Source organism: Sphingomonas sp. Marseille-Q8236 (genome assembly GCF_965112005.1).
This window is the reverse complement of the sequence record NZ_CBCOPO010000003.1, coordinates 252,118-276,885: the sequence shown is the minus strand read 5'-3', so window position 1 is coordinate 276,885 and position 24,768 is coordinate 252,118. Positions and strand designations below refer to the sequence as shown.

Below are 24,768 nucleotides of genomic sequence, written 5' to 3'. Positions count from 1 at the left end.
CCGGTGCGCGACGCGGCAGGAGCAGCCGGTCATATTTCGTCTGCCGCACATTGAGCAGGTTTTCGGCATTGAGGAACAGGCTGACCTTGCCCAATATCACTTCGCCCATAGCGCCGAGCTGGACATAGGACCTGCTTTGCGTCCGGTAGGGATTGTCGTCCGGTATAGTATGCCTCGATCCCGAAACGGCCACGCCCTTCCTTCTCCCACATTCCGACAAGGCCCGCGCTGTCTCGGGGCGTCAGTGGTACGATCCGCCGACCAGAGCCATCGAGATCGGGTTCATTCGCGGCGACATGCACGTAGCTGCCGGTCAGAGACAGAGCCTGCCAGCGATAACGTAGCAGCACTTCGGCGCCGCGCGTCCGCGTGACGCCATCGGCATTGATGAGCGTGACATGATCCGCGTCCACCGTCTGCAACTGTTGGGCATGGTCAATGCTCGAGGCAAACAGGTTGAAGTTCGCTTCGAACGGTCCGCTGGCGTAGCCGAAGTCGATCGACCCGCTGTTGGCAAACTCCGCTTTGAGCTTTCCATAAGGCAGAAGGCGCGCAAGGCCATTGGCCTCTGTCTCCTCGACAAACGGTGTCGGCGCGTAGAAGCCGCGTCCCAGCGACGCACGGATCGTCCAGGGCCCAGGGCGATAGAGCGCGGAAAGGCGCGGGCTGACATGTGAGCCATAGTCGCTATGCGCATCCCAGCGCAGGCTCCCCGCCAGGGTCAGCCGGTCGGCCAGTTCCTGCTCACCCTGCACGAAAAGCGCGGGCACGGTATAACTGTAATCGAAGGCTGAGAACGCTTTGGACCGATAGTCGTCCAACTGGATCGCAGCGCCTGCCAGCCATGTCGTCTCGCCTGCCTTGCCGCCGAGCGAGGCCTCAGCGAATGCCGTGCGGTGGCGGTCATTCTCCACTGTCTTGCCGAAGACATGGCGATGCGATTGGGTAACGCCGGACGCGCGCAAACGCAGCGTGCCGATGCCTTCCAGCGGTGTTTCGGCCGTGAGGCCGAGGTCGTAGCGCCGGCTGTGCAGCGTCTGCGCGAACGGCGATCCGTCCGGCGCATTGGCTTCCGGCATCGTTCCGCCGTCGCGCTGCTCCGCCATCGCGCCGAAAGTGACCAAGGCTTTGGTCCCATCGGCAGTGTTGACAAACAGACGGGGCCGGACTGTGAAGCGCTCATAGCCGGGCATGTCGGCCCAGCCGTCATCGTTCAGATCCTGTCGGCTTTGACGGTCATAGCCAGCGGTGACCGAGGCACTGAACACGCTGCTGAGCGGCGCGGCGACATACCCCGTCACATCCTGTCCGTCACGACTGGTAGCATTGAGCAGGAGTTCGCCTTGCGACTCGCTGGCCGGACGACGCGACACCAAATTGATGACGCCGCCCAGTGCTGAGGGACCGTAGAGCGCCGATGCCGCGCCCTTGATGATCTCCACCTGGCCAAGATCGGTGGGCGGGATTTGCAGCAGACCAATGGAGGGTGTCTGCCCACCATAGAGGGGCAATCCGTCGGCCAGGATCTGCGTGTAGCGGCCCTTGAGGCCTTGGATGCGGACATTGGCCGCGCCTAGCGCGGGCGATGTGGTCTGAACCCGCACGCCCGGCGTCTCGCTGACGAGCATGGCGATGTTGCCGGGGCGCATGAGGAGCTTTTCTTCAATCTCCTCGCGATTGATGACATCGACACGGATCGGTTCGTCCTGAACCCTGCGCCCCGTCCGTGTCGCCTGGACCACAATCTCGGTCTCAGCCTCCTCTGTGTGGTCGGCCTGGACCTGTGCTTGCGCATAGGCTGTACCGGCCATCATGGTTGCAATAACCAGCGCGCTGCTCCCGACACAGACCCTGCCGGCACGAACCATCAAACTCACATTGCCCCCGTTCCTGCCCGACATCTGACGCCGGGTACGGAAGGCTCCATAAGACCTGTAGCGACTACAGGGTCAAGAACGGTTTTCAGGATCTGCTATTGGCCGTTGAAACGTCCGGGACGGTGCGCATTGCGTCGGGAGCGCGCGTAGGCCCGGACATTCTCCTGACGGTAACACCGGCAGCCTTGTGTAAGCCGCGCAGCCGATGATGACCTTCAGAAGGCAGCGTGACAGGCCAAGCAGGAACAGTTATCAGGGGGCGCCGCGAATAGAGTAGCAGGGTGGTGTCTCCTGCGCCCGCATATCGTGGGTTCTTCCCTGCCGCGGCGTAAACCTGACCATGTCGGGAAGACGCCTTGTTATGACAGGGCCGTGCTTTCCGATGGAAAAACGGAGCGCACATGAATTACGTCCTACTCGCGGTGGCGATTGTGTCTGAAGTGATCGGCACAACTTTCATGAAGCAGAGCGAAGGTTTCACCAAACTAGCGCCCAGCCTTCTCACTGCCCTCTCGTACATCGTGGCTTTCTACTGCCTGTCGCTGACATTGAAGACCATTCCCACCGGGATAGCTTACGCAATTTGGTCGGGCTGCGGCATCGTATTGATCGCAGCCGTTGCCTGGATCATTCAGGGGCAAAAGCTGGACTTACCGGCAATGGCGGGAATGGGTTTGATCGTGACTGGTGTCATCGTGATGAACGTGTTCTCGCAGACTGCTGCTCACTGATCGGTCGGGGTCGGCAGCTTCCGGGGATTGCGGTGCATCGGCTGAGCGACCGGAATGGGCGCGTAACAGACATTTCCCAATCTGTCGGCGCAACGATCAAGGCCGCATCAGCAAGTCCCGACGGGCAATGGCAAGTCAGTTTCTTCCGCTCAGCAAAGTCATTCCGGATGCCGCCGCGACGAGTCGCACCGCCTTCGGCGGTTGCGCTCGGGACAGTTGCAAAGTGCAGTAGCGCTTTGCAACTGTCCCGAGCGCTTCAATGGCCTCGGATCGTCTCAAACGGCGGATAATTTTGTAGCCCATAAATAAAGGGTTGCGGTGAGACGAGACACCATCTGCAAACATAACAGGATGCAGCTCGACTTCGGTGGCAATGGCAAACCGGCGGCAGCGATCCGTCGCTCGCATGCCGAACGATCCCATCCCCATTCGCGCAGTGGATAGCGATAGGCATAGCGCGGATCCTCGCACTCCACGGCGTGTGCGTAGCGCTGCGTGTCCCGCGGCGACGCGTCGTATCCGATCATCTTGATCACGCGTTCGCCAGCGTCCCAACATCGCCGTGCAGGCTCCCAGTCCGCAGTCCAAGCATCCTGGGCGCTTGCCTTCCACTTCTGTGAACAGGATCCCCGATTGAAGACCACCGACGGGAGCGTTGCGTTGGTCAGCATGTTCTCGGCGATCGTTGCATAGGGCGGCCAATGCTTGAAGTTGCGCGGCTGATAGCGAACGATCTCCGATGCGATGCCACGCTCGGCCATCCAGGCACGAAAGAGCGGAATGAAGGCATAGGTGCCGCGCTTCTCCGAGCCCGGATCGGCGAACAGGACCATGTCGATCGGCTCCTCTCGCCCGGCGAGTTCGATGATCATCGCGGTCGAGTCGACACCGGCACCCCATGCCACGACGACAGGTGGCCGGGTCATGGGAACTTTGCTCCAGCTGCCGTGAAGGTGACGTCGTTCGCCTCGAGCGCCGCGTCGACCTGATGATCGGCGGTCTGGAAGTCGTATTCGGCTTCGAGCCGGCGATAAAGCCAGCGCGCAAGGTCACGAAGCGCCTCCGTGACATCGTCCTCAGCAGTCGGGGTCCCATCTTGTCCGTTCGGGCCGTCACGTTCGACGCTGATCGTCATCGAATATTCGTGACAGTAGCGACCCGTCTGCCGGATGGTGCCTTGCAACTGATACAGGTTGCGGCGCTGGATGGCGGCGAGCGCGTCGACGATGCGGTGAAGTTCAGGGTCGACAGGCGCATAGGAGCGAATGGCGGCGCTCGACCCGCGCGCGTACCGATACTCGCCTTCGAAACTCGCGCCGTCGCCCTGACTGGCGAAGCCGGAAAAAAGGATGCGCGGCGCCGCCCGGGTTCCTCCTCCGTAGAGCCGGACCGGGCGGGTCGCGATCTCGACGCCGACGATGGCGCACACGTTCTCGAAGTCTTCGAAGACGCTCTCATGCCAATCGTCGGGAACCAGGTGATGGCGCGCCCAGGCACGCGCGGTGTCGCGGGCTGGCGGCTCAAGTTCCGCCGGTCGGAAGACCCGGGTGATGACCAGTTCAGGCATATCGTTCTCCTGACGCCGGATGCGACCGGCGATTGCATCGGCAAGAGGGTCAGGCGGCAGCCTCCAACGATGGCGGAAGCGCCCCGATCGACAGCGTGAGACGGCGCGCAAACGCGGGGGCTGTCAGTTTTCGAAGCCAATGTCAGCGAAAGCCGAATGAACGCTTGCTAAGCGGGGCCGGCGTTTGTCACACTCGGCGTCGCTGGTGATCGGAGTCGATGTCAGCAGCTTGCACTTCCCTCGAAGTGGAGGTCGGCAGTTGGCGGAAGCAGCTTCGGACCTGAGCCTCGTTCCCGGGCCGTCATGGCAGGAGGCAGAGCGACGTGCGGCGGTGCTTCGGCCACTGGCGGCGCTGCCGGCCTGTCCCCGCGAGCAGGCCCGCGCAGCCGCAGTCGTCTTGGGCGTGTCCGAGCGTCAGGTTTACCGCTTGCTCCGAAAATGCCGCGAGGGCGGCGGTACGGTAACCACGCTGGTCAGCAGCGGATCGGATGGCGGGCGCGGCAAGAGGCGGATCGAGGAGCGCCGCGAGGCCCTGATCCGCGATGCCGTAGCCGAACTGTACCTGACGCCGCAGCGGCTGTCGGCCGAGAAGATCGTGGTCGAGGTTCGCCGGCGCGCCCGCGACCAGCATGTGCGCCCGCCATCGGCGAGTACCGTCCGGCGCAGGATCGCGGCTTTGTCGCAGGAAGAGCGGCGTAGACGCGGTGACGTGGCTGTTCCGGAAGCGGTGCTGGGATCGACCGTGACCGCCCAGGCGCCGCTCGACGTGGTGCAGATAGACCATACGCCAGTGGACCTCATCCTGGTCGATCCGATCGAGCGCCGCCCGATCGGCCGCCCCTGGGTGACGGTCGCAATCGACGTGTTCAGCCGCTGCATCGCCGGCCTCCTCGTGACGCTGGAAGCACCGTCCGCTACCAGCGTCGGGCTGTGCCTGGCGCATGTCGCGTCGGACAAGCGGTCGTGGCTGACAGCTATCGGGGTCGATGCGGACTGGCCGGTGATGGGACGCCCCCGGCAGATCGGCGTGGACAATGCCGCCGAGTTCCACTCCGAAGCTCTGGAACGCGGCTGCGCCCAGCACGACATCACGATCGACTGGCGACCATTCGGGCGACCGCAGGTCGGTGGTGTCGTGGAACGGGTGATCGGCACGCTGATGGAGTTGGTGCATGGCCTGCCCGGCACGACCTTCTCCAACGTCATGCAGCGTGGACGCTACGACAGCGACAAGGCCGCGTGCCTGACGCTCGCCGAGCTGGAACGATGGTTGGCCGTCGCAATCGCCAAGCTCTACCATCTGCGTCCCCATGCCGGGTTGGACGGCGAAGCCCCATTACAACGCTATCAGGAAGGCGTGCGCGCCCTTGCCACCGAAGGACTGGCACCGCCGTCGCCGCGTGATCCGCGCGCGTTCCTGATCGACTTTCTGCCTGTGGTCCGGCGGACCTTGCGGCGCGACGGGGTAGTGATCGACCACATCCACTATTTTTCGGATGCGCTGAAGCCCTGGATTGAACGGGACGGACCACCCCGGCGCATACTCATCCGCCGCGATCCCCGCGACCTCAGCCGCATCTATGTCCACGACCCCGACGACGGTGGCTATCTCGAAGTCGGCTACCGTGAACTTTCCCGGCCACCCGTCTCGCTATGGGAACACCGTCTCGCCCGATCCCGCCTGCGTCGCCAACGGCAAAGTGAGATAGACGAAGGCATACTGTTCGCCGGGATCGAGGAGATGCGTGAGATCGAGGTCCAAGCGCGAACCGCGACGCGCACGACCCGGCGCAATCAGGCCCGCCGGCTTGGGCTGCGTGTCATCACCGATCCCGCCCCACGGTTGAGCGAACCTGCTTCGCCTTGGCCTGTGCGAGCGGTCGATGGCACGGCATCATCCGAGCCTTTCGATGTAGAGGAGTGGTGAGCATGATGGGCGAGCCGGATCATCTCTCGCCCGCTGCCCGCCCTATCGCCGACCTGCCATCGTCGGAGCGCCTGGCGCATATGCACGGCCAATGGTGGATCGCTCATCCCCACGCGGAAGCGGCCCTGGCGCGGCTCGACGACGCCTTCCGATTTGGGCCAGGCCGCGTCCGGCCGCCCAACCTGCTGATCGTGGGGCCGACTAATAACGGCAAGAGCATGATCGCCGAGAAGTTTCGGCGCCTGCATCCGCCGTCACCAAGTTCGTGCGGCCAGCGCGAAGTCGTGCCGGTCGTGGTGATGCAGATGCCGACCGAACCAAGCGTCCGACGCTTCTACGGTGCGATCCTGACGGCGCTCAACGCGCCAGTGTCGTTCAACCTCCCCGGCGAACGTCTCGAACGCTATGCACTCGACCTTCTGCGCGCGGTCGAGGTGCGGGTGCTGATCGTGGACGAGCTGCACAACCTGCTCGCCGGCACGCACCGTCGCCGCGCCGAATTCCTGAACATGCTCCGCTTTCTCGGCAACACGCTCCGCATCCCGATCGTCGGCCTGGGCACCAAACAGGCTCAGATCGCGGTGCGCAGCGATGACCAGCTTGAGAACCGCTTCGAGCCGATCCCGCTACCGGCATGGCAGGACGACGGTGTGTTCGCGCGCCTCCTCGCCAGTTTCGAGCGCGCGTTGCCTTTGCGCGAACGATCGGCGTTGGCGGACGCTCCTGAAATACGCAGTATGGTGCTGCGCCGATCGACCGGCCTGATCGGCGAGGTCGCGGCCTTGCTCACTGCCGCGACGGTTCATGCGCTGCTGCATGGACGCGAACGGATCGACCGCGTGATGCTTGAAGGGTGCGACTTTCGTGGGCCGGACGAACGGCGCGCCCTGTTCGAAGCGTCCTTCCCCCGTGTTCGATGAAGTCGAGCTGATGGGCGACCTACCGCGCCCGCGCTGGCCGCTGCATCCGCAACCGCGTCCGTTGGAGAGGCTGGACACTTACGTCCGCAGACTGGCCGACACCTACGGCATGGGTGTAGCGACCTTCTGTCGATATGGCCTTGGCTGCAATGTCGGCGATCTTGACCGCTGCGCGGACGATCCGCCCCAAGCCTTGCTGGAACGCCTGTCGAGCGGCACCGGTCAGTCGATCCGCCGGCTCCGCAACATGACCGACGCCCGTTGCCATGCTCGAACCAAGGTGGCGGCGCGCTGGGTAATCCGCTGCGATCCAGAAATCGTCCACAAAATGCGGTTCAGATTTTCTGGACACGGCGGGTTTGTGGACAGTATTTAGAGACGGTCGGCGCCCGATTTTGCGAGCGCCGGCCCGCTTGTCCACAAACCGAGCGGATTAGGGACAGGGGTTACACCACGATGCCGGACGTGCTGGGCTATGCCCGCGTCTCCACCAGCGACCAGGACCTGGAGGTGCAGCGTCGCCGGTTGCGCGACGAAGCGGGCGCGATCCGCGTGTTCGACGATGTGATCTCGGGCAAGAGCTTCGATCGGCCCGGCCTAAACGAGCTGATTGGCTTCTGCCGACCCGGCGATATCATCTGCGTCGTCCGGCTCGATCGCCTCGGCCGATCGCTCAAGGAGCTGCTGGAAACCGTCGACATGTTCAAGGCGCGCGGGCTCGCATTCCGTTCGCTGGAGGAACGGCTCGATACATCCTCGGCTGCAGGCGAGCTGGTGTTCCATGTGTTCGGTGCCATCGCGCATTTCGAGCGCCGGCTGATCGTCGAGCGCACCCGCGACGGCATCGCCGCGGCGCGCGCGCGGGGAAAAGTGCCTGGACGCCCTACGCTCGACGCCGACAAGCTGGCGTCGGCGCTCAAGCTGATCGAGGCCGGCGTGCGTCCGGCGCAGGCGGCGAAGCAGCTTGGGCTTGGCCGATCCACTCTCTACCGCGAACTCGCTGCACTCAAAACCGAGGCACCCACCACGCCCGCACTCAACGCCGCAGAATGAGCCGTAACGTCGTGGCTGTCATCGTCTCTGACATATAGCTGACATCGACTTTGAAAACCGACAGGGGCGTCGAGCAATTCGGCGATGGGTGCGCGAAAAACCCTGCTCGACGGCTCGCCGCCACGGCAGCGATGGAAGGTGATCTCGCTGTCGGGCAGGAAGCTGCGCGGAACGACGCGGATGCCGATGTCGGGATGACGCAACTCGGTGACACCGTCGTCGTCATCGTCGCCGTCGATCGTCTGGACCCGGGCCTCGCCGGCGCCGAGCCCGATTTCGGCAGCAAGCTGTGCCACGGCGCGACGCGCTTGCGCATGGAAGGCGCGTTTGGCGGCGGGATCCCCGCCCACATGGTGTCCCGCGATCTCGAGAAGCGCTGGCGACGCCTCGATCGACGCCCGATCGATGACGCATCGCAGGCGTAGCGCTTCATCAGGACCCGCCATCGGCCGGATCACGCTGGCCAGGTTGCGGCTGAGAAGCAGGATTGCGGCGTCCTGCGCGATCGGCTTGCCGGCGCGGCGACAGTCGTCAGCGGCGGTGATGAGGGCGTGCAGCGCTGCGGGGAAGGTTTCCAGGCCCGAAGGATGAAGGGCTTGATGATGACGATAGGTCGTGTCGTAGAACATGGTTCAGCCTCCTGAGCGCGGATGCGCTCGCAAAGGCCGAAGGCGTCCTCTCCTCTTGTGCCGGCGGGTTCAACGCAGCCGGATGGGCGGCACGACGAAGTTCGCACCCTCGAAATACGCCAGCGCGGCCTCGAACGTGGCGAGGCGCTGAAGATGGTCTTCACCGATGACGACATAATCGTCCTCGTCGCATGGAAAGCGTGTTGGCTCGCCGCTCCCGGTGAAGACGAGGCGCTCAGCACCCCATTGTCCGGGGCAGGCGCCTGACCACCGGACGAAGGGCAGCGTCTCCCGAACGCAGAATGCCTCGAGCGCCTCGAACGCGCCGCGGGCGACTTCATGGGCCTTGAGGGTGAGGGACTTGCCGTCGACGAGCTCGGCGAGATGGAAGGGCGCGCCGTCCCAATCGGTCGAAAGGCCCTCGTGCCGAACGATGGACTCGAGTTCGGGCAGGGTGCTGCGATCGAGGACACCGCCGATCGTGATGGAGGCAGAAACGCGGTCAGTCATGGGACATCCTTTCTTGTGGGAGAGATGGGCGTCATGCCGTCCGGCCTGGGAAAGGGGGCGGTCGACCGGCGCAGAGTTCGATACGAGGCATTCATGCTATGGTGGGCCGGCCGGGTCGCCGAAGGCACCGGCGGGCAACCGCCAGGGATTCATCACGATCGGAAGGCGCCAGTGCTCGTCCTCGGCCTGGGAAAGCTCGTCGGGATGAACGAGCGCGGCAGAATAGGGGGAGCCACGATCCGCACGTGTTTCGACGTCAGCCGCGCGGTGGATGGTCTTGCCGCTGGCCGCCTCGCGCACCTTCACGCGCTGGAACGCGCGAGGGAAGACGTGACGCACGGTCGCCCATTGATCGGGCGAGCCGAAGATGCACGTTCGACACGACAGACGTCCCCAGCCAAGCGTGTACGCAGGGTGCGGACGGATCGACGAATCCGCAATTGCCTCCCAGACCCGTGCCTCGGTCCAGCCGTGGACGGGGCGCCAATGATCGACTGTGCGTCGCCTGCTCGACGTGCGATGCGGTTCAAAAGCCAGGTAATGCGCGCGGCAGGGGCTTTCGGCGGCGCGCTCGCCCGTCACGACCAGCGTGGCTCCATCGAGGAACCGGTCCTGGTTCCGGATGGCGGCCGCCAGGACATCGATCTTCAGCGATGGGCTGCACCAGCGAACACGAAGGTCAGCGCTGGTCTGCGGGAACAGACCGCGCGTGCCGATCGGGCCATTGCCCCCGGCGCGGCCGATACCGTCCGGGGTCTCGAACACGACCGGTGCGGTGGGTGCGCCCGACCGCTCGAGTTCGCGTGCAAAGCCACCCTCACGCCACGAGAAATAGACGCGAAGCCCAAGATGCTCGGCGATCGCGCGGACATATCCGGCGGTGCAGGGCCAATCCATAAAGCTCGCGCCGCCACCATCGACGTCATGATGATGGAGCTCGATCGCGTCCGCCGGCACGCCGAGGTGAAGGAGATGGAGAAGGGCGGCAAGGCTGTCCTTGCCACCGCTGAACGCCACGACAATGCGCCGGTAGGCGCGGAGGTCCGGACTGTCGGGCACGATCACGCCGCTTCACGATAAGGCTCGTCGGCATGGTCGAGGCGTCCGAGCCCGGTTGCACGTAGCAGAAATCCTGCTGCGGCTTCGGCCTTCGCCGCCGCGGTCATGATCGCCCGGGGCTCGCGTCGCAGCACGCGCAGCCATGCATCGACATAGCTGGCGTGATCGTCGAGGTGGGCGGTCGGAAGCTCGAGATCGGCGCCCAGCAGCGCCGATGTCATCTCGGCGCACAGTTCCTCAAAGGCGTAGGCGTCGTCGCCGAACTTCTTGCCGAAGGCACGGTCGAGGCGACTGGGATGACCGGTCCAGTGCCCGGCTTCATGGGCCAAGGTCGATGCCCAATAAGCCCGGGTGGAGAATTGCTCGGGCGGCGGCATGGTGATGCTGTCGGCCGTCGGATCGTAGAATGCGCGGTCGCCGCGGATGTGAACCGTGGCTGGCAGGCGTTCGACGAAGGTCTGGGCGCGGGATGGCAAGGCATCGGCCGGCGGCACGATAGAAAGCGGCGTGGGGTGAAACCGCTCGGGAAGGCGTAGGGTAGGCCGGGTGGCGTCTCGTAGAGAACGTCCCTCGGCCCCCCTCCGAACCGGACTTGCACCTTTCAGCGCATCCGGCTCTCCACCTACGTCAGAGTTGCAGTTGTCGCCTATCAGGCAGCCTGCCGGCGTGGAGGTCCACATGGCAGGGCCTGCACAGCACGATGCGCTTTCGCGACCGTGCCGAGATCATTTTCCGACCCAAGGGCGCGACCTTCATATCGGCCATTTTGCGGACGTGATGCACCTCGCAAGCCTTGTCCTCGGCACCGCACAGCTCGCACCGATTGGCGTTGAGACGTTCGACAAACTCGGTACGGTTGAGGCCCCACATTGCTATGGCAGGGACGATATCAACCGTCCCATAACGGATTTCTCCGACCCTCAACTCCATCGGCTTCCACAATTTGACCGTCTTGGTCGCTCCCTTGACGTCGTAGCTGACCTGATAATCGGTTCCACACCGGAGCCGGTTAAAGACCTGCATCACCGAACACTTATGCTTGTTGGCGAGCGTCCGCCCCAAACTGCCTCGCCACATATGGCTCAGCTTATTGAGCTTCTTCTTCACATCCCATGCTAGTGCGTAGTAATTAGCAAATCCTCGTAGCTCCGCATTATAGGCCATGACAATTTCTACGTCACTGCAATGAAGGAGCCGGGGGCGGTGCTGGCTGACAAAAGCCGACCAGTTGCCATACTCCTTCGTGGCGCAAAACTGCGCGACCTTATCCCAAGGTACACTCAATTGCATGATATCAGAAGGCATACGCGGCCTGAATACACGGCCATCCCTCACAACCTTCCCGGTTCGACGCTGGGTATGTGTATGAACGTCGTAGCCGAGAAACCTCACCCCGTCCGACGCTTTCGCTATCCGACTTTTCTCCTCCGAAGCTTCGAGATGCAGGTTTTCGGACAGGAATGCCCTAACCGTCGCCATGACCTCACGCGCCTCGTCCTTTGAACCGATGACCCCAATTAGAAAATCATCGGCGTAGCGGACGAAACGCAGCCTGCGGAAATTGGAGTCGAACGGATCACGTGCAGGAAGTGACGCTCGCCTCTCCCCGATCTGCTCAATCTCGCGTAGCGCTTGATCGACAGCGGGATCATCGGCCTTGCCTTCAGAGCGCAGCCGACGAACTTTCTTCCAACGGTACTGCATGTTCGCGTTCAACCGCCAGTATTCCGCTGGGACGGACCGTTGATCGCCCTTGTCGAACCGCTGCCTGTAGCCATCCATAAACTCATCAAGTTCATGGAGGTAGACATTGGCCAGCAAAGGCGAGACAATGCCGCCCTGAGGCGTTCCACTGAATGTCTCACGCACCTGCCAGTCTTCGAGATAGCCGGCTTTCAGCATACCACGAACGAGACCGATGAATTTTTCATCATCGATCCGCTTTGCGAGCAGCTTGAGCAGTACCTCATGGTCGATGTTGTCGAAGAACCCGACTACATCGACCTCGACCAGCCACTTGATGCCGGTCCAGACGCCGCGAACGGCGTCCAGTGCGGTGTGACAGGAGCGCCCCGGTCTGAATCCATGACTATGTTCGGAGAACACAGGCTCATAAATTCGTTCAAGGATGCTTCTGACCACCTCCTGCACCAGGCGGTCGTTGACCGTTGGGATACCAAGAGGACGCAATTTGCCGTTGGCCTTGGGAATATAGACCCGGCGCACGGGTAACGGGCGGTAGGTTCCGCTGAACACCTGCGACATCAACCGGTGAAGTCTCTCAGGCGAAAAGCCGTCGAAAGTCTCACCGTCGACGCCGGGCGTCAACGAACCCTGATTACGGGCGATCCGTTCATATGCTTGCTCCCAAAGGAGGTCGCACTTCATGAGGTTGAACAGCCCGTTGACCCGCTTCCCCGCGATAGACAACTTTGGCAACTGCTCCATCCGCTTCAGGACGGTATGTGACAGCATCAGCTAGTCCCTTCCTTCGTTGGTGGAGCGACGTAAGCTGCCGGACTTCCCCCGGCCGGTTGGGCTTTCGGACGAGTCACCTCGACCCTTATACCGCCGGTCGTGCGCGCCCGAAGGTGCGCCTGTCCCGGGAGTTACCCCGGGCGTTTGAGTACTACTCCGGCTCCGTGGCCATACAGGGCGAGTGAAGGCTCGCCTGCTACAGGCCATCCTGTGATGACGTGTGTAAGAAGTTCCGACTTGGTTAGGCCCCCATTTCATCCCTTTGTCCCCATAAAGGGCTGCGCCGAGTAGGCTGGATGCATCGGTCCTCGACGGAAAGACCAACGCCTTTGAGCACTCGGAACCACGCCTCAACCATTGCTGCGTGGCTGGCACCAGATATACCGCTCGGGATTTGGGTTCAGGCAGTGTAGCTTTGACCATACAAGTCTTGCCTTGACCGTCCGCCGCTACAATGGTTTCGCGACTTCTGGCCTTTTCCAGCCATGCTGTGTTTCCCTGCCCCTTTCGAGGATCAAGCCCTTGCGGGCCAGAGTAAGACTGGTAGGCATAGGACATTTCCAGCTATCCTAATCTCACTTGAGATACTCCATTACTCACGCTTTCACAGCGCACCTTCGATCTGATCGGCGTTGAAGACAGCATAGCTGCGAAGGACACGTCGCAACTCGTCCGTCGTGACACCCGTCACGCTCGAGGCCACCGCTTTGCTGTAGGACTTGTAGAAGATCGCGATTTCGGATCGCTCGCCCTGCCGAACCTTACCGCCGAGAGCATCGGCCTGTTTGAAGGTCATCCACGTGCGCGAATGGTATCCGGCACCTTCCGCGACAAGCCACAGCCAGAAGCAATTGATCCCGCGGTAAGGCTCGCCGGTGACCCGGAGAGGACGACCGCCAAGGCCTGGGCGCCAGGGCTTCACCCAAGGTCTCACGCCAGCGTCCAGGCGATCGATGATGGCCGCCGTGATGATCTCGGCGGGGGAGGGGGCATCGGTGGTCTTGGCCACGGGTGGGCTCCTTGGCTTGGAAAAGGGGCGCTCGAGCGTCGGCGGGGGTTCGCATCCGGCACGACGCAGAGGCACGAAAAGGAGGGCGGTACTCCCGAGAGAGCACCGCCCTGAGGCTCCTCGAACATGCTGTCAGGCGTCAGGCGGCCTGGGGATAATCGTCGTCGACCGGTTCCTGTGTCGGCGCGTCACCAAGCGGGTTCGCACCGCTGTCCAGCTCGCTTCCATCCAGATCGTCACCGTCCAGCTCGTCACCGTCCGATCCGACGGCGTCACCGTCGTCAACGAAGGTCGAGCGCGCGGGTACGCGTTCCGGCCGTTCGACGTTGTCGAAGCGCATCGCCTCCGGAAGCCAGACCGTCGCCTTCTCGCGGATCTCCGCCTCGACGATCCCCTGTCCGTTGCAGAGTGCCGCGCAGGTGGCCGCCAATTCGCCCTTCTTGGCATCCTTGTAGCGCCCGCGCAGGATCGGGCCGCCGATCTCCTCCAGCGCGTCGAGCATGACGTCCTTCTTCACCCGGCCGAAGTAATTCTCGGCCGTGGGACGCCACAAGCACGCGACCTGGATATCGAGCAGACGGCCAAGATGATCGTGGAAACCGTTCGCGCGTGCGCCATCGGCAACGTTGAGCGTCGCCTCGAGGGTCTGCGCCACGGCAAACGCCACCCACGCGCCACGAGCATCGTCCGGCAGCGTTCGAAAAGCATCGAACCTCTCCGACATCGTGGTGTGCCCGACCCAGGTCGTGTCGAGATGCTGACGCTGATCCTCGATCGTCTGTGAGGCCATCGATGCTTCGTCACGAAAGGCGAAGATCGGAAATTGCGCGGGATCGGCACGCAGGGTCGAGTGATCGCGCACATAGCTGGTCGTGAAGACGAGGCTCTGGGCCATGAGGAAGATGGTCAGATCGAGCGCGATCATCGGATCGCTCGCGACGTGCGCAACGAGGATCTGGCGACGCTGGGTGGCTAGCTCCTCGATCAGCGTGGCGCTGAGCCGCGGGGACGGGTCCGCCACGGCGTCGTCACCGCTGCCGGTTTCGCCTGGTCCAGCGCCATTGCCGCTCGCAGCGCCACCCGCCCGGGGGTCAGCCAGCGGCTTTTCGCTGAACAGACGCGTGTGAACGCGGGCCTCGCCGTCACCGCCGATATAGACGAAGGTGCCCAAATTCGCTTTCACGCCCGGATCGATCGTCTTGCGGGCGGTGTCGATCTCCGCGATTTCGCGCTCGATCGTCTCAACGCGGTCGTTCGCCGCGTTCGCCTCGGGAGTGCCCTCGGCCAGATCGGTTTCCAGCGCCTCGATCAGCGCATCGTTCTCGAGGCCCAGCGCCTCGATCCGGGCTTGCTCTTCGTCGGTGAGGGGCCGAGCAACCGGGTGGAATTCGTGGAGCTGCCGCTCGACATCATAGGGGACGTGGGTGGCAGCGATCGGGGTCACGAACGCCAGACCCTGCGCGGCTGCGAGTTCCGCCGCGGCTGCCTCGAGCTTCTTGGTCGCCAAGTCCTCGAGGAGGTCGACGTCGGTCCAGTTCTCGTCGTCGGTGTCGAGCGCGAATAGATCGCCGTCGATACGGCCGCCCGCGGCGACATAGGCTTCCCGCCCAACGAAGCGCGCCTTGGCATCGTTTGGCCGCACGGTACCGTTGAGGATCGCGCGGCGAATGTTGTCGGGCTGCTTGCCGTAATAGGAATGCTTCATCTGCTCGAAGACCCGCGCCTGGCGATCGACGTCGGCGGTCACGGCGTACGCCTGCGCCACGCCGAGATCGATTTCGTCCGATCCAAGGGCCTCGAAGATGGCCGGCGCGAGGTCGGCGAGCCGCATGCGCTGCTCGACGAAACGAACGGTGACGGCCTGCTGGATCGCGACCTGTTCGACGGTCATGCCAAGCTGATCGATGAGATGCTTGAACGCGAGACAGTCGTCAGCCGGGTTCATCGGTACGCGCTGCCGGTTTTCCGCCAAGCTGGCGCCGACCGAAGCGGCATCATCAACCGACAGGACGAGCACGGGAACCTCGTGATCAGCCGCAAGTGCGCCGCGCCCGATGAGCAGCTGAATGGCGCGCAGCCGTCGACCGCCGGCCTTGACGGTGAAGGTGCCGGCCTTCTTGAGCGGCGTCACCACCAGATTTTGGAGGAGGCCGTTGGCAGCGATGCTGGCGGCGAGCTCCTCCAGGCCGACCTCCCGGCCACGCTTGCGCACATTGTCGTTCGAGAGCGAAAGGTTTTTGACCTTCACGGACTTGATCATCGGTCGTCTCCATCCGGAGTTGGCGCGCCGTCGACGACGTCGCGCGAGCCTGAACCTCAGGCCCACCAAGCCGAAGGCTCCCTCTCCTCCACTTCGATGGAACAGGACGACCGAGATGACGCACACAGTAGATGCGACGTGACGGCATCCCGCTCGTGCGTTCGAGACCTGCCCGGGAAGGTTCCTGTCAGAAATCAGTCAGCCAGCGGACGGCAACGTGCCCCGAGAACGATCGCGCGTCTTGGATGGGACCGCAGATCGTGGTCGTCGCCGATGCGCTGCCCTTAGCCATTCGCGCGATCCAAGGAGGGGGCGTCACATATAGTGGACCCGAATATACGCTAACGCCACGTCAGCGCGCCGTTTAGCGTCCCAATTGGGATGGTATTTCGGGATTATGGAAGTAGATCGGTTAGCCGGTTCCACCTGAGACATCAGGAGCCACTTTGGGGTCCGGGTCCTGCGCCTTGCCGGTCGCGGGTGCCACCTTCTGGCTCGGCATAGCGGTGAGATAAGCAACGATCGCATCGACGTCCTTCTCGGCCACTGGCGCCTTATACACCTCACGCATCTTGGTGACGGTCGCCTTCCACTGATCCGCCGATAGCGCAGGCTGGGTCAGCGCCATGCTGGCTGAGTGGCACGAGGTGCAATTGGCATTGATGACGTCGGCGTGCGGACCGTCGGGGTAGGTCGCGTCGTCGGCCGGCAGGTCGACGCTGGTCGAGGCAAGCGAGAAGCCGCGCGCTGACACGCTGGCGGCCGGCGCCGGCTCAGACATCTCGGAGATCGGAACGGGCGCCTTGCGGCTGCTCGGCGCGCCGATCGAGACGAGGATGATGCCGGTCAGGCCGATCAGGCCAGCAGCCATCATGCCGGGAGACGGAGTCTTCATGATTTGCTCGCTCCTCAGGCCGCGATGATGGTGGTGGTTTCAATGTTGCCGCGCATGAACCCGCCGGGATTCCAGATCGGCTTCATCGGCTGAGCGACACCGTTGGTGTTCCAGCAGCGCACCATGATGGGGTTAGGCCCGCGTCTCAGCGGCACCCGCCCGTCCCAGCGCCGGAAGCTGTACCTGCCCTCGTCCGCTCCGAGCGTCGTCCTGTACCAGGTGCGGCCACCGTCCGACGACACATCGACCTTGGCGACGCCGCAATCGCCGCCCATTGCGATGCCGCCGACCGGGATCGACGCTTCATAGGCGATCGCCTGACCATCGGGCAGGCTGGTCATCCAGCTACGCGGGATCATGCGATTGATCGGTACGGTCGGGAAGTCCTTGGCACCGGGCGCGACATTCGCGCCGGGTGTCGCGGGGATCTTGTAGGCCTTGGCCATCCAATACTGGTCGTCAGGGCCGGGCAGTACCTCGATCGCGTTCAGCATCTTGACCCAATAGGTCGAGTACCAGCCCGGCACGATCAGCCGGCAGGGAAAGCCGTTGAGGAGCGGCAGTTGCTCGCCGTTCATGCCGAAGGCGATCATGACCTCGCCGTCGCGGGCATGGTCGATGTCGAGTGCCTTCTCGAAGTCAGGAGCGCCCGCCACGACCGGCTGATCGAGAGCGCCGAAGCGCACCTGCACCGCGCCTGCCTTGACCCCGGCGAGGTCGAGCACGTCGCGCAGGCGAACGCCGAGCCACTTGGCGTTGCCCATCGCGCCATTGCCCCATTGCGCGCCGGCGACGCGCGGCTGGAACAGCCCGCGGCTGTTGCCCGAGCACTGGTTCACCGCCGCCATCTCGACCCGTGGAAGGCGCAGCAGCTGAGCGAGGCTGATCGACAGCGGCCGATTGACGTGGCCGAAGACGTTGAGGCGGAAACTTTCGACGTCGATCGAGGTCGGTATGTCGGCCCAGTGCCAGCGGACGAAGAACTGGTCGTTGGGCGTGAACACCGACTTGTCGAAGACCTCCATCGGCGTCTCCAGCAAGGGTGGATGGACGCGCTGGAGGATCATGCTGCCCTTGCCGGGAAAGGCGCTGGTCATCGGCCGCTCGGCATTGCCGCCGGGCAGCTTCAGGTCGACGAGCTGCTGCGCCAGTGCCGGCGCGGCGGCAAGGCCGGCGGTGCCGAGCGCGGCATGGCTGAGGAAGCGGCGACGGCTGGTCTCACTCGCCAGCCCGGCGTCGAAATTGTCCATGACAAGGCTCTCCTGTGGCCAGTCACGCTGGCGGATCGAAGGGGCATTCTGCAAGTGATCGGACCGACTGATCCGATCATCATGGCGGATCAGTTCGGGGTGGCGATGCAGGGCGAGACGAACAGGTTGCCCCGCCATGCACCGGCTAGCGTCTTGGCACCGACCAGCAGCCACATCGCCGCGAGCGCAACCGTCAGCACCGTGCCGACGATACCGAAAAACATAAGGTTCAGCGTCGTGCCGAGGCGGAAGGTGGCGACGGTGTAGACGCCGAGCGGGAAGGTGTAGCCCCACCAGCCGAGGTTGAACGGCACGCCCGCGCGCCAGTAGCGGATGGTGATAAGCGTCGCGAGCGCCAGCCACCACAGGCCGAAACCCCAAAGGCAGAGCCCGGCGACAACGCCGATCCCCTGCGCGACGGTGCCGACGCCGGCTAGCCCGTGCGCGGTGAGGATCGCCGGCGCATCCGCGCCGAGCACCAGCATGCCCAGAGCACCCGTGCCGATCGGCCCCAGCGCCAGCCAGGAAGATGCCGCCATGCTTTCATGCGGCAACTTGTGGAGTGCCATGCGCAGGATGAGGATGGCGAGGATGCCAAACGCGACCGGCACCGAATAGGCCCACAGCACATAGGAGGTCGCGAGCGTCACTATCTGCGCGTGGGGATCGGTTAGATGCGGCGCGAGCAGCCCGCCGCTGGCGCCCGCCACTTCGGCAGCGACGACCGGCAGCAGCCATACGGCGGTCATGCCGTCCAGGCTGTGCTCGTGGCGGGTAAACATCAGGTAGGGGATCAGCACGCCGCAGGCGAGCGACATGGCGACGTCGATCCACCACAGGATATGCGCGACCGGCACGATGCCATTTCCGAACCGCGCGATGCCGAAGGCGAGACAGCCGTTGATGATCGTCGCCAGCCCCATCGGAATGGTCCCGATGAACATCGACACGGTGTTGTGCCCGAAGATGCGCCGCGCCTCGTGCCCGAACATCACCCAGCGCGCGCCATAGAGGCCGGCGAACAGCGCGAAGAGCGCGATATTGAAGAACCACAACACCTCGCCGACAGGTTTAAGCGAAGGCCCGATGCCGGGCACCTGCGGCAGCGCGAGGGCAAGGATGCCCGTGCCCATCGTCGCGGCGAACCAGTTGGGCGTGAACTGGCGGATCATCTCGCGGGGGTGATCGAGCCGGCTGAGCGGCTTGAGGCCGCTGAGAACGGAGTGCGTGTCGGCAGTCATGCGACCTGCTCCTTGATGAGATCCGTCAGCGCGTCGGCCGCGCGGGTGCGATAGCGTTCCTTGTGGCGCAGCGCGTGAAAGGCGCGGTCGGGCAGCCCGAGCGGCAGCTCGACGAGATCGCCAGCCTTGAGCGCGCGCGCGACGACCAATCGCGACAAGACGGCAACGCCGGCACCGGCCTCAACGGCGGTGCGCACCGCCTCGTTGGACGGCAGCGTCATCGCTATCGTCAGCTGGGCCGGATCAAACCCGCGCGTTCGCAGCACGTCCTCGAAAGTCGAGCGCGTACCCGATCCCTGCTCACGGACGATCCAGCGTGTAGTGCGCAGCCAGGCCTCGTCGATGCGTTCGGCTTCCTCGCGGCCGACCAGCACCATTGGGTCATGCCCGACATTCCAGTGGGCAAGCGCCGGTTCGTCCACCTCGCCCTCGACAAAGCCGAGTTCCGCCGCGCCGCTCAACACCTGCGCTGCCGCGCCTTCGGTGTTGTCGATCGCCAGCTCGACCGCGATCTGTGGGTGGCGTTCGTGGAAGGCGGCGAGCTTTGCCGGCAACCAATAGCTCGCGATCGTCTGGCTGGCGACGATCCGCAACGAACCACGCGCGAGCCCGGCATAGTCCGCGAGCATCGTCTCGGCATGCGCTGCCCGCCCCAGCACCGCGCGCGCTTCCTCCAGAAAGCCGCGGCCTGCCTCGGTAAGCTGGATGCCACGCCCGACGCGGTGGAACAGCGGAACGCCGTAGCGCGCTTCGAGGGCCGCAACCGCCCCGGAGGCAGCAGACTGCGTGACGTTCAGCGCCTCCGCTGCCTTGGTGACGTGTTCGCGCTCCGCGACACCGACGAATATTCTGAGCTGCTCCAAAGTCATGCATCATATATCGCGTACTTAGATCGATACGACCAACCGTTTGATATGGTCATTCCAATCTGGATATCGGAATGGTCGGCAGCCTTTCGTCTGCGATGGTCTCGAAGACTTGAAGCGTTACGCGTGCCCGCGACGTTTGATCGTCCATGACCGATATGATCGAGCGCAGTTCTGATCCCTACAATGCCAAGCCGACGCCCGGTGCGTTGATCGAGCGGTTTCTGACGCCGCAGGCGCTGTTCTACGTGCGCAGCCACGGGCCGGTGCCGGATCTGCCCGCCAATCATCGGATCGAGGTGAGCGGGAGGGGCATGGCGAGCCGCTTCTTCTCGGTGCAGGAACTGAAGAGCACGTTTGCCACGCGCACGGTAACGGCGGTTCTCCAGTGCGCCGGCAACCGGCGTACCGATCTCCAGCAGGTCGCCAACACCTCCGGCGATCCGTGGGACGTAGGCGCGATCGGCAATGCGGAGTGGACCGGCGTACGCTTGGCCGATGTGCTCGATGCGGTCGGCGCGCCGGATGCGTCCGAGCTGTTCGTGGCGTTCACCGGCGCGGACGAGGTGGACGTGGAGGGTGAAGAAGCCTTGTTCGGGGTATCGATCGCCATGAGCAAGGCGCGGGAGCCCGACGTACTCCTCGCCTGGGCGATGAATGGCGAGCCGCTGACGCCCGAACATGGCGCCCCGCTCCGCATGGTGGTGCCTGGCTATGCCGGGGTCCGCAGCGCCAAATGGCTGACACGGATCGAGGTGCGTGAAACGCCCTCCGAGGCACCGATCCAGGCGCACGACTACAAGCTCTTCCCCGCCGCTGTGACGAGCGACACCGTCGACTGGAGCCAGGGTCTGACGATCAATGCCATGCCGCTCAACGCCGCGATCTGCTCGCCCGGTGCGGGCGAGAGTTTGGCCGCCGGAGAGGTGCGGATTGAGGGATATGCCATTGCCTATGACCGCCGTATTTCTCGGATCGAAGTGTCGGTGAACGGCGGTCGCGACTGGCAACAGGCGACCTTCGCCGATGATCCGGAGACGCGCTGGGGCTGGCGGCGCTGGATCCTTGACGCCACACTTGCCAAGGGACGCCAGCACCTTGTCGCCCGTGCCTTCGACGAGACCGGGCAGGGACAGCCCGAGCGGCCGGATACGATGTGGAATTTCGCCGGCTATCTGTGCACCGCCTGGCATCACGTTCACGTGCTGGTCGAATGATCGAAGCATCAGCGGCACCGGACGTCGCTTTCTGGATCGATGCGATTGGCCGGCTGGTGGTGGCGACCGCGGCCGGGATGGTGCTCGGCTGGGAACGCTCGCGTGAGAACCGGCAGATCATGGGCCTGCGGACGCTGGGTCTGGTCGGTCTGGCGAGTTGCATCGCCGTTCAGGCGATCGTGCATAGTGGCTTGCCGAACGTGAACGCCGATGCCGCAGGACGGGCGATGCAGGGCATTCTGTCCGGCGTCGGCTTCATCGGTGCCGGTGCGGTGCTGCGGGTCGGCCAGGGTCAGGAAGTGCATGGATTGGCGACCGCCGCGTGCATCTGGGTGACAGCCACGATCGGCGCGGCAGCAGGGTTGGCGGTGTGGCCGCTCATCATCGGCGGGGTGAGCCTTGCAATGCTCGTCCTGTTCGTCGGCGCGCCGCTGGAACGCCGCATCCGCGAGCGAGCCCGTCTGACGCCGGCCGAGACCGACAGGAAGGATGTCGAGCGCAAGCCGTGATCGCGCTGGACCGCCCGGTGCCCGTCGGCGCCGGGAGGCGGCAAGGCGCTATCAGGACACAAGCGCGGCATCTGCCTGACGCCGGACTTCATCGGCGATCGGATGCAGTTCGGCCGCGGGTCGCTCGCCCACCACACTATAGCCGATCCCGTCGACCGCCCATGTGACCCGGCCCATGGTCCCGCTGGACGTGCTGGTCATGCTCGCGGTCTTGTCGATCTGCATGGGCCTCGTCAGCACTGCAAGTTTCGACGCTTGCGGTCCGTCGTAGAGGAGCAGTGCCGCAGGGCCGTGGGGCGTCGCGACCAGTCGCCCCCCGCCATAGCGATAGCCGGCCGTGCTGAGGTCCGGGATCGTGACGCGCTCACCCAATCGAGCGGAGGTCCATCGGATCAGCATGGCGCGCTGGTCGGGGCCGATCTCCGCCGGTCGTATCCGGTCGGCGGCATAGACACGGAAATTATCACTCGCCTCGTTGGCCAGCGCCGCGATGCCCGCGCGGGGTTCGCCGCTCCACCGCGCGCTCGACCAGCCACCGCCAAACCCCAACGCCAGCAGAAGTGACGCGGCGATGGCGAGCTGCCAACGCGGTTGCCGTTGCCGTCCCCTGATCGCTGCCACGCGCATCGTCGCCGGGATCGGTTCATCCGCGACGGGGGCGAACAGGGATGCAAGGGCTCGCGCCTGCTCCGCCTGCTCTCGCACACGGGCATGCACGTCCGGCTGGCCTTCAAGATAGGCGTCGACCAGGCGCTGCCGCTCGGGCGACAGCCTGCCATCGATCCATGCGGCCAGATCGTCCTCGCCGATCGGGCTGGTCATTGCACGCTCCTCAATCGCGGCCGTTCACCCTCCCGGAGGAGGGTCGCCAGACGGTCGCGCCCCCGCGATATGCGCGACATTACCGTGCCCAGCGGCACGCCGACTACGGCAGCGACCTCCGCATAGGGCAGGCCCTCGACCGAGACCAGGAGCAGCACCGTTCGCTGTTCTTCAGGCAACGCATCAAGCGCGCGCAGCAGGTCGCGGTGGTGCAGGCCTGTGTCCTGATCGGCCGGGCGGCCGAGCGCGGCGTCGTCCACGAGGTGGAGCGGAACCGCCGTACCTCGCCGGCTATGCTGCCGCTGATGATCGACCAACAAATTGTGCAGGATCGCATAGACCCACGGGCGGACCTCCGCACCCCGTCGCTGTCGCCAGCGCCCGACCGCGCGCTCCAGGCAATCCTGCACCACGTCATCCGCCATCACCCGGTCGCGCAACCACGACCGGGCATAGCGGCGCAGCCCGGGGATCAGCGGTTCGATCGCGGCGGCAAGCGGGTCCATCTCAGTCGCGCTGCACCTGCACGATGCGCCCCGGCGCGCCGTTCACCACCTCCGCAACCGCCAGAAAGCGCCGGGGTGTCGCGGTCCTGCCCTGAACGATCTGGCGGATCGGACCCGATGCGTTGACGATCGCCGCACCTGCCGGGTTGCTCATGAAGTTCGCAAGCGGCTCTACAGCGCCGCTGCCGTCCGCATTGGCGGTCAGTACGAGCATGTAAGGCTTCTTGGGCTGCAAACCGGTAACGGCACTCTGCACGACCTGAATGATGCCCTGGTCGAAGAGGGTGATGCTGCTTGCCGTACCTTTGCCGCCAATCGGCCCCATGGTCAGATGCAGCGCCTTGCCCGCTGTGCCGAGCGGCTGGAGATTGTCGGTGCCGGGGCCTGTCGGAACTGCGTTCGACACATAGGCGATCGCCTGCGGTGCCTGTCCGACCGGCACGGTAGCGACGACCGTGTTGCCGGCAGTGTCGATCGCGGCCAGCTCATCGGAATTCTCTAGCCCGACATAAACGCGCCGGCCGTCGCCCGATGGCCAAACACCGTGCGGCATCTTGCCGACCGGAATTGTTGCCACCGGCGTGAAGTCGGACGTGCGGAACACCTTGACCACATTCTCTCCGCCGACCGTCACATACGCGAACTGCCCCTTGGCCGTGCGGGCGAAATTGACATGGTTCGTGATAGGCCCGGTATCCAGCACCTTCAGGATCGCGAAGGGTGGCCGAGCATCGAATGCGACCGTCTTGCCGATGTCCTTCAGCGTAAACCACACTTGCTTGCCGTCCGGCGTCGCGGCGATGTTGGGGCAGAAGGGGCTTGGCTGCGCCACCTGTCCGACCTGCGCGTGGGTCGCGACATCGAACACAGCCAATACCGGATTGAACGAAGAGCAGACATAGCCGTACCGGCCATCGGGAGAGAAGATCGTCATGCCCGGACCACCGGGCGTCTTGATGCGCCCCGTCTCCTTGTACGTCGTGGGGTCGAGCACGGCGATATAATCCTCGCCGCGGACCGTGACCCACACCTCCTTGCCGTCCGGCGTGAAGAACGCCTCGTGCGGACTGCGCCCGACATAGGTCGTGTGCTTGACGGTGTTGGTGGCGGTGTCGATCCACGACACGGCGTTCGATCCGATCGACACGACCGCCAAGGTCTTCCCGTCCGGCGAGAAGCCCAGGCCGTGAACCAGCACCTGTCCCTTGTAGAGCGGGGAGAAGTTCATCGGCTGGGGATCGCCGAGTTTGATGACGCCGAGCAGCCGGTTGTCGGCCGGGTCGGTCACCGACACCGTGTTGGAGAATTGTTCAGACGCATAGACGCGGTCGCGGTGGCTGACGGGCATGTCCTTAGCGTTCCACGGCGCCTGCTGGGCCATGGCGAGGCCCGGTGCGGCGCTCATCAGCAAGGCGGCCGAGCGCAGGATGGTCCGGATCATG

General features: G+C 64.4%; 23 protein-coding genes and 1 pseudogene. 7 read left to right on the top strand and 17 right to left on the bottom strand.

What is annotated here, in order from left to right:
* Positions 1 to 29: 29 nt before the first annotated feature.
* Entirely contained in the window at positions 30 to 1,868 is a 1,839-nt protein-coding gene (locus tag ACWPWT_RS20315) for a TonB-dependent receptor plug domain-containing protein (protein WP_231729948.1), read from the bottom strand.
* Positions 1,869 to 2,278: 410 nt separating this feature from the next.
* On the opposite strand from ACWPWT_RS20315, the gene ACWPWT_RS20310 reads away from it, so the two are divergent.
* Positions 2,279 to 2,608: an SMR family transporter gene (locus ACWPWT_RS20310; RefSeq protein WP_066675293.1), complete on the top strand. Its 330-nt coding sequence runs from the start codon at positions 2,279 to 2,281 to the stop codon at positions 2,606 to 2,608.
* Positions 2,609 to 2,883: 275 nt separating this feature from the next.
* Here the strand turns inward: ACWPWT_RS20310 and ACWPWT_RS20305 are convergent, their stop codons facing one another.
* Both ACWPWT_RS20305 and ACWPWT_RS20300 read right to left on the bottom strand, forming a co-directional pair.
* The gene (locus ACWPWT_RS20305) at positions 2,884 to 3,480 is read right to left on the bottom strand and encodes a hypothetical protein (RefSeq protein WP_426257268.1); all 597 of its coding nucleotides are present in this window, start codon (positions 3,478 to 3,480) and stop codon (positions 2,884 to 2,886) included.
* A 50-nt stretch (positions 3,481 to 3,530) separates the two neighbouring features.
* Positions 3,531 to 4,175: a hypothetical protein gene (locus tag ACWPWT_RS20300; RefSeq protein ID WP_043061326.1), complete on the bottom strand. Its 645-nt coding sequence runs from the start codon at positions 4,173 to 4,175 to the stop codon at positions 3,531 to 3,533.
* A 331-nt stretch (positions 4,176 to 4,506) separates the two neighbouring features.
* On the opposite strand from ACWPWT_RS20300, the gene ACWPWT_RS20295 reads away from it, so the two are divergent.
* The 4 genes from ACWPWT_RS20295 (at position 4,507) to ACWPWT_RS20280 (ending at position 8,075) form a co-directional block, all read left to right on the top strand.
* Positions 4,507 to 6,102 (top strand): Mu transposase C-terminal domain-containing protein, encoded by a 1,596-nt coding sequence (locus tag ACWPWT_RS20295; RefSeq protein ID WP_454281077.1) that lies wholly within the window; start codon positions 4,507 to 4,509, stop codon positions 6,100 to 6,102.
* A gap of 2 nt (positions 6,103 to 6,104) precedes the next feature.
* Positions 6,105 to 7,022, top strand: a complete 918-nt coding sequence (locus tag ACWPWT_RS20290; protein WP_021245552.1) for a TniB family NTP-binding protein — start codon at positions 6,105 to 6,107, stop codon at positions 7,020 to 7,022.
* Positions 7,012 to 7,398, top strand: coding sequence for a TniQ family protein (locus ACWPWT_RS20285; protein ID WP_021245551.1), 387 nt, complete (start codon positions 7,012 to 7,014; stop codon positions 7,396 to 7,398). The genes ACWPWT_RS20290 and ACWPWT_RS20285 overlap by 11 nt, the downstream gene beginning before the upstream one ends.
* A gap of 80 nt (positions 7,399 to 7,478) precedes the next feature.
* On the top strand, positions 7,479 to 8,075 hold the full coding sequence (locus tag ACWPWT_RS20280) for a recombinase family protein (RefSeq protein ID WP_021245550.1): 597 nt from the start codon (positions 7,479 to 7,481) through the stop codon (positions 8,073 to 8,075).
* On the opposite strand, the gene ACWPWT_RS20275 is transcribed toward ACWPWT_RS20280, so the two are convergent.
* From ACWPWT_RS20275 to ACWPWT_RS20225, 11 genes and pseudogenes are all read right to left on the bottom strand, one after another.
* Positions 8,009 to 8,704 carry a hypothetical protein gene (locus ACWPWT_RS20275; protein WP_454281076.1) on the bottom strand — a complete coding sequence of 232 codons (696 nt, stop codon included), beginning with the start codon at positions 8,702 to 8,704 and terminating at the stop codon, positions 8,009 to 8,011. The two genes, ACWPWT_RS20280 and ACWPWT_RS20275, sit on opposite strands and share 67 nt — an antisense overlap.
* Before the next feature lie 69 nt (positions 8,705 to 8,773).
* Positions 8,774 to 9,214 (bottom strand): hypothetical protein, encoded by a 441-nt coding sequence (locus ACWPWT_RS20270; RefSeq protein ID WP_043061328.1) that lies wholly within the window; start codon positions 9,212 to 9,214, stop codon positions 8,774 to 8,776.
* Positions 9,215 to 9,310: 96 nt separating this feature from the next.
* Positions 9,311 to 10,273 (bottom strand): phosphoadenosine phosphosulfate reductase domain-containing protein, encoded by a 963-nt coding sequence (locus tag ACWPWT_RS20265; protein WP_241769350.1) that lies wholly within the window; start codon positions 10,271 to 10,273, stop codon positions 9,311 to 9,313.
* Between the two features lie 2 nt (positions 10,274 to 10,275).
* Entirely contained in the window at positions 10,276 to 10,767 is a 492-nt protein-coding gene (locus tag ACWPWT_RS20260; RefSeq protein ID WP_243403482.1) for a zincin-like metallopeptidase domain-containing protein, read from the bottom strand.
* 133 nt (positions 10,768 to 10,900) lie between these two features.
* Positions 10,901 to 12,748: a group II intron reverse transcriptase/maturase gene (gene ltrA, locus ACWPWT_RS20255; protein ID WP_454281075.1), complete on the bottom strand. Its 1,848-nt coding sequence runs from the start codon at positions 12,746 to 12,748 to the stop codon at positions 10,901 to 10,903.
* Positions 12,749 to 13,364: 616 nt separating this feature from the next.
* Positions 13,365 to 13,760, bottom strand: a pseudogene (locus tag ACWPWT_RS20250) (ArdC-like ssDNA-binding domain-containing protein); the annotation flags it as partial.
* A gap of 139 nt (positions 13,761 to 13,899) precedes the next feature.
* Positions 13,900 to 16,020 carry a ParB/RepB/Spo0J family partition protein gene (locus ACWPWT_RS20245; protein ID WP_043061550.1) on the bottom strand — a complete coding sequence of 707 codons (2,121 nt, stop codon included), beginning with the start codon at positions 16,018 to 16,020 and terminating at the stop codon, positions 13,900 to 13,902.
* 412 nt (positions 16,021 to 16,432) lie between these two features.
* The gene (locus ACWPWT_RS20240; RefSeq protein ID WP_007406258.1) at positions 16,433 to 16,915 is read right to left on the bottom strand and encodes a c-type cytochrome; all 483 of its coding nucleotides are present in this window, start codon (positions 16,913 to 16,915) and stop codon (positions 16,433 to 16,435) included.
* Positions 16,916 to 16,929: 14 nt separating this feature from the next.
* Positions 16,930 to 18,165 carry a molybdopterin-dependent oxidoreductase gene (locus ACWPWT_RS20235; RefSeq protein WP_007406293.1) on the bottom strand — a complete coding sequence of 412 codons (1,236 nt, stop codon included), beginning with the start codon at positions 18,163 to 18,165 and terminating at the stop codon, positions 16,930 to 16,932.
* Positions 18,166 to 18,254: 89 nt separating this feature from the next.
* On the bottom strand, positions 18,255 to 19,406 hold the full coding sequence (locus ACWPWT_RS20230) for a TDT family transporter (RefSeq protein ID WP_007406242.1): 1,152 nt from the start codon (positions 19,404 to 19,406) through the stop codon (positions 18,255 to 18,257).
* A complete protein-coding gene (locus tag ACWPWT_RS20225; protein ID WP_007406272.1) occupies positions 19,403 to 20,275 on the bottom strand; it encodes a LysR family transcriptional regulator in 873 nt (290 codons plus the stop codon). The genes ACWPWT_RS20230 and ACWPWT_RS20225 overlap by 4 nt, the downstream gene beginning before the upstream one ends.
* 146 nt (positions 20,276 to 20,421) lie before the next feature.
* Here ACWPWT_RS20225 and ACWPWT_RS20220 point away from each other — a divergent pair, with 146 nt between their 5' ends.
* Together ACWPWT_RS20220 and ACWPWT_RS20215 are read left to right on the top strand one after the other, a co-directional pair.
* Positions 20,422 to 21,489, top strand: coding sequence for a molybdopterin-dependent oxidoreductase (locus ACWPWT_RS20220; protein WP_043061557.1), 1,068 nt, complete (start codon positions 20,422 to 20,424; stop codon positions 21,487 to 21,489).
* A complete protein-coding gene (locus ACWPWT_RS20215) occupies positions 21,486 to 21,998 on the top strand; it encodes an MgtC/SapB family protein (RefSeq protein ID WP_007406274.1) in 513 nt (170 codons plus the stop codon). The genes ACWPWT_RS20220 and ACWPWT_RS20215 overlap by 4 nt, the downstream gene beginning before the upstream one ends.
* A gap of 51 nt (positions 21,999 to 22,049) precedes the next feature.
* Here ACWPWT_RS20215 and ACWPWT_RS20210 read toward each other — a convergent pair whose 3' ends face one another.
* The 3 genes from ACWPWT_RS20210 to ACWPWT_RS20200 are packed head-to-tail and all read right to left on the bottom strand — an operon-like array spanning position 22,050 to position 24,767.
* A complete protein-coding gene (locus ACWPWT_RS20210) occupies positions 22,050 to 22,820 on the bottom strand; it encodes an anti-sigma factor family protein (protein ID WP_007406229.1) in 771 nt (256 codons plus the stop codon).
* Positions 22,817 to 23,326 carry an RNA polymerase sigma factor gene (locus tag ACWPWT_RS20205; protein ID WP_007406239.1) on the bottom strand — a complete coding sequence of 170 codons (510 nt, stop codon included), beginning with the start codon at positions 23,324 to 23,326 and terminating at the stop codon, positions 22,817 to 22,819. The genes ACWPWT_RS20210 and ACWPWT_RS20205 overlap by 4 nt, the downstream gene beginning before the upstream one ends.
* A 1-nt stretch (position 23,327) precedes the next feature.
* The gene (locus tag ACWPWT_RS20200) at positions 23,328 to 24,767 is read right to left on the bottom strand and encodes a YncE family protein (RefSeq protein ID WP_043061556.1); all 1,440 of its coding nucleotides are present in this window, start codon (positions 24,765 to 24,767) and stop codon (positions 23,328 to 23,330) included.
* Position 24,768: the final 1 nt, after the last annotated feature.

Bases quoted from the DNA above. Each gene is read 5' to 3' on its own strand.
- ACWPWT_RS20315 (WP_231729948.1), bottom strand. From the start codon at position 1,868: ATGGTTCGTGCCGGCAGGGTCTGTGTCGGGAGCAGCGCGCTGGTTATT.
- ACWPWT_RS20310 (WP_066675293.1), top strand. From the start codon at position 2,279: ATGAATTACGTCCTACTCGCGGTGGCGATTGTGTCTGAAGTGATCGGC.
- ACWPWT_RS20305 (WP_426257268.1), bottom strand. From the start codon at position 3,480: ATGATCATCGAACTCGCCGGGCGAGAGGAGCCGATCGACATGGTCCTG.
- ACWPWT_RS20300 (WP_043061326.1), bottom strand. From the start codon at position 4,175: ATGCCTGAACTGGTCATCACCCGGGTCTTCCGACCGGCGGAACTTGAG.
- ACWPWT_RS20290 (WP_021245552.1), top strand. From the start codon at position 6,105: ATGATGGGCGAGCCGGATCATCTCTCGCCCGCTGCCCGCCCTATCGCC.
- ACWPWT_RS20280 (WP_021245550.1), top strand. From the start codon at position 7,479: ATGCCGGACGTGCTGGGCTATGCCCGCGTCTCCACCAGCGACCAGGAC.
- ACWPWT_RS20275 (WP_454281076.1), bottom strand. From the start codon at position 8,704: ATGTTCTACGACACGACCTATCGTCATCATCAAGCCCTTCATCCTTCG.
- ACWPWT_RS20270 (WP_043061328.1), bottom strand. From the start codon at position 9,214: ATGACTGACCGCGTTTCTGCCTCCATCACGATCGGCGGTGTCCTCGAT.
- ltrA (WP_454281075.1), bottom strand. From the start codon at position 12,748: ATGCTGTCACATACCGTCCTGAAGCGGATGGAGCAGTTGCCAAAGTTG.
- ACWPWT_RS20245 (WP_043061550.1), bottom strand. From the start codon at position 16,020: ATGATCAAGTCCGTGAAGGTCAAAAACCTTTCGCTCTCGAACGACAAT.
- ACWPWT_RS20240 (WP_007406258.1), bottom strand. From the start codon at position 16,915: ATGAAGACTCCGTCTCCCGGCATGATGGCTGCTGGCCTGATCGGCCTG.
- ACWPWT_RS20235 (WP_007406293.1), bottom strand. From the start codon at position 18,165: ATGGACAATTTCGACGCCGGGCTGGCGAGTGAGACCAGCCGTCGCCGC.
- ACWPWT_RS20230 (WP_007406242.1), bottom strand. From the start codon at position 19,406: ATGACTGCCGACACGCACTCCGTTCTCAGCGGCCTCAAGCCGCTCAGC.
- ACWPWT_RS20225 (WP_007406272.1), bottom strand. From the start codon at position 20,275: ATGACTTTGGAGCAGCTCAGAATATTCGTCGGTGTCGCGGAGCGCGAA.
- ACWPWT_RS20220 (WP_043061557.1), top strand. From the start codon at position 20,422: ATGACCGATATGATCGAGCGCAGTTCTGATCCCTACAATGCCAAGCCG.
- ACWPWT_RS20215 (WP_007406274.1), top strand. From the start codon at position 21,486: ATGATCGAAGCATCAGCGGCACCGGACGTCGCTTTCTGGATCGATGCG.
- ACWPWT_RS20210 (WP_007406229.1), bottom strand. From the start codon at position 22,820: ATGACCAGCCCGATCGGCGAGGACGATCTGGCCGCATGGATCGATGGC.
- ACWPWT_RS20205 (WP_007406239.1), bottom strand. From the start codon at position 23,326: ATGGACCCGCTTGCCGCCGCGATCGAACCGCTGATCCCCGGGCTGCGC.
- ACWPWT_RS20200 (WP_043061556.1), bottom strand. From the start codon at position 24,767: ATGATCCGGACCATCCTGCGCTCGGCCGCCTTGCTGATGAGCGCCGCA.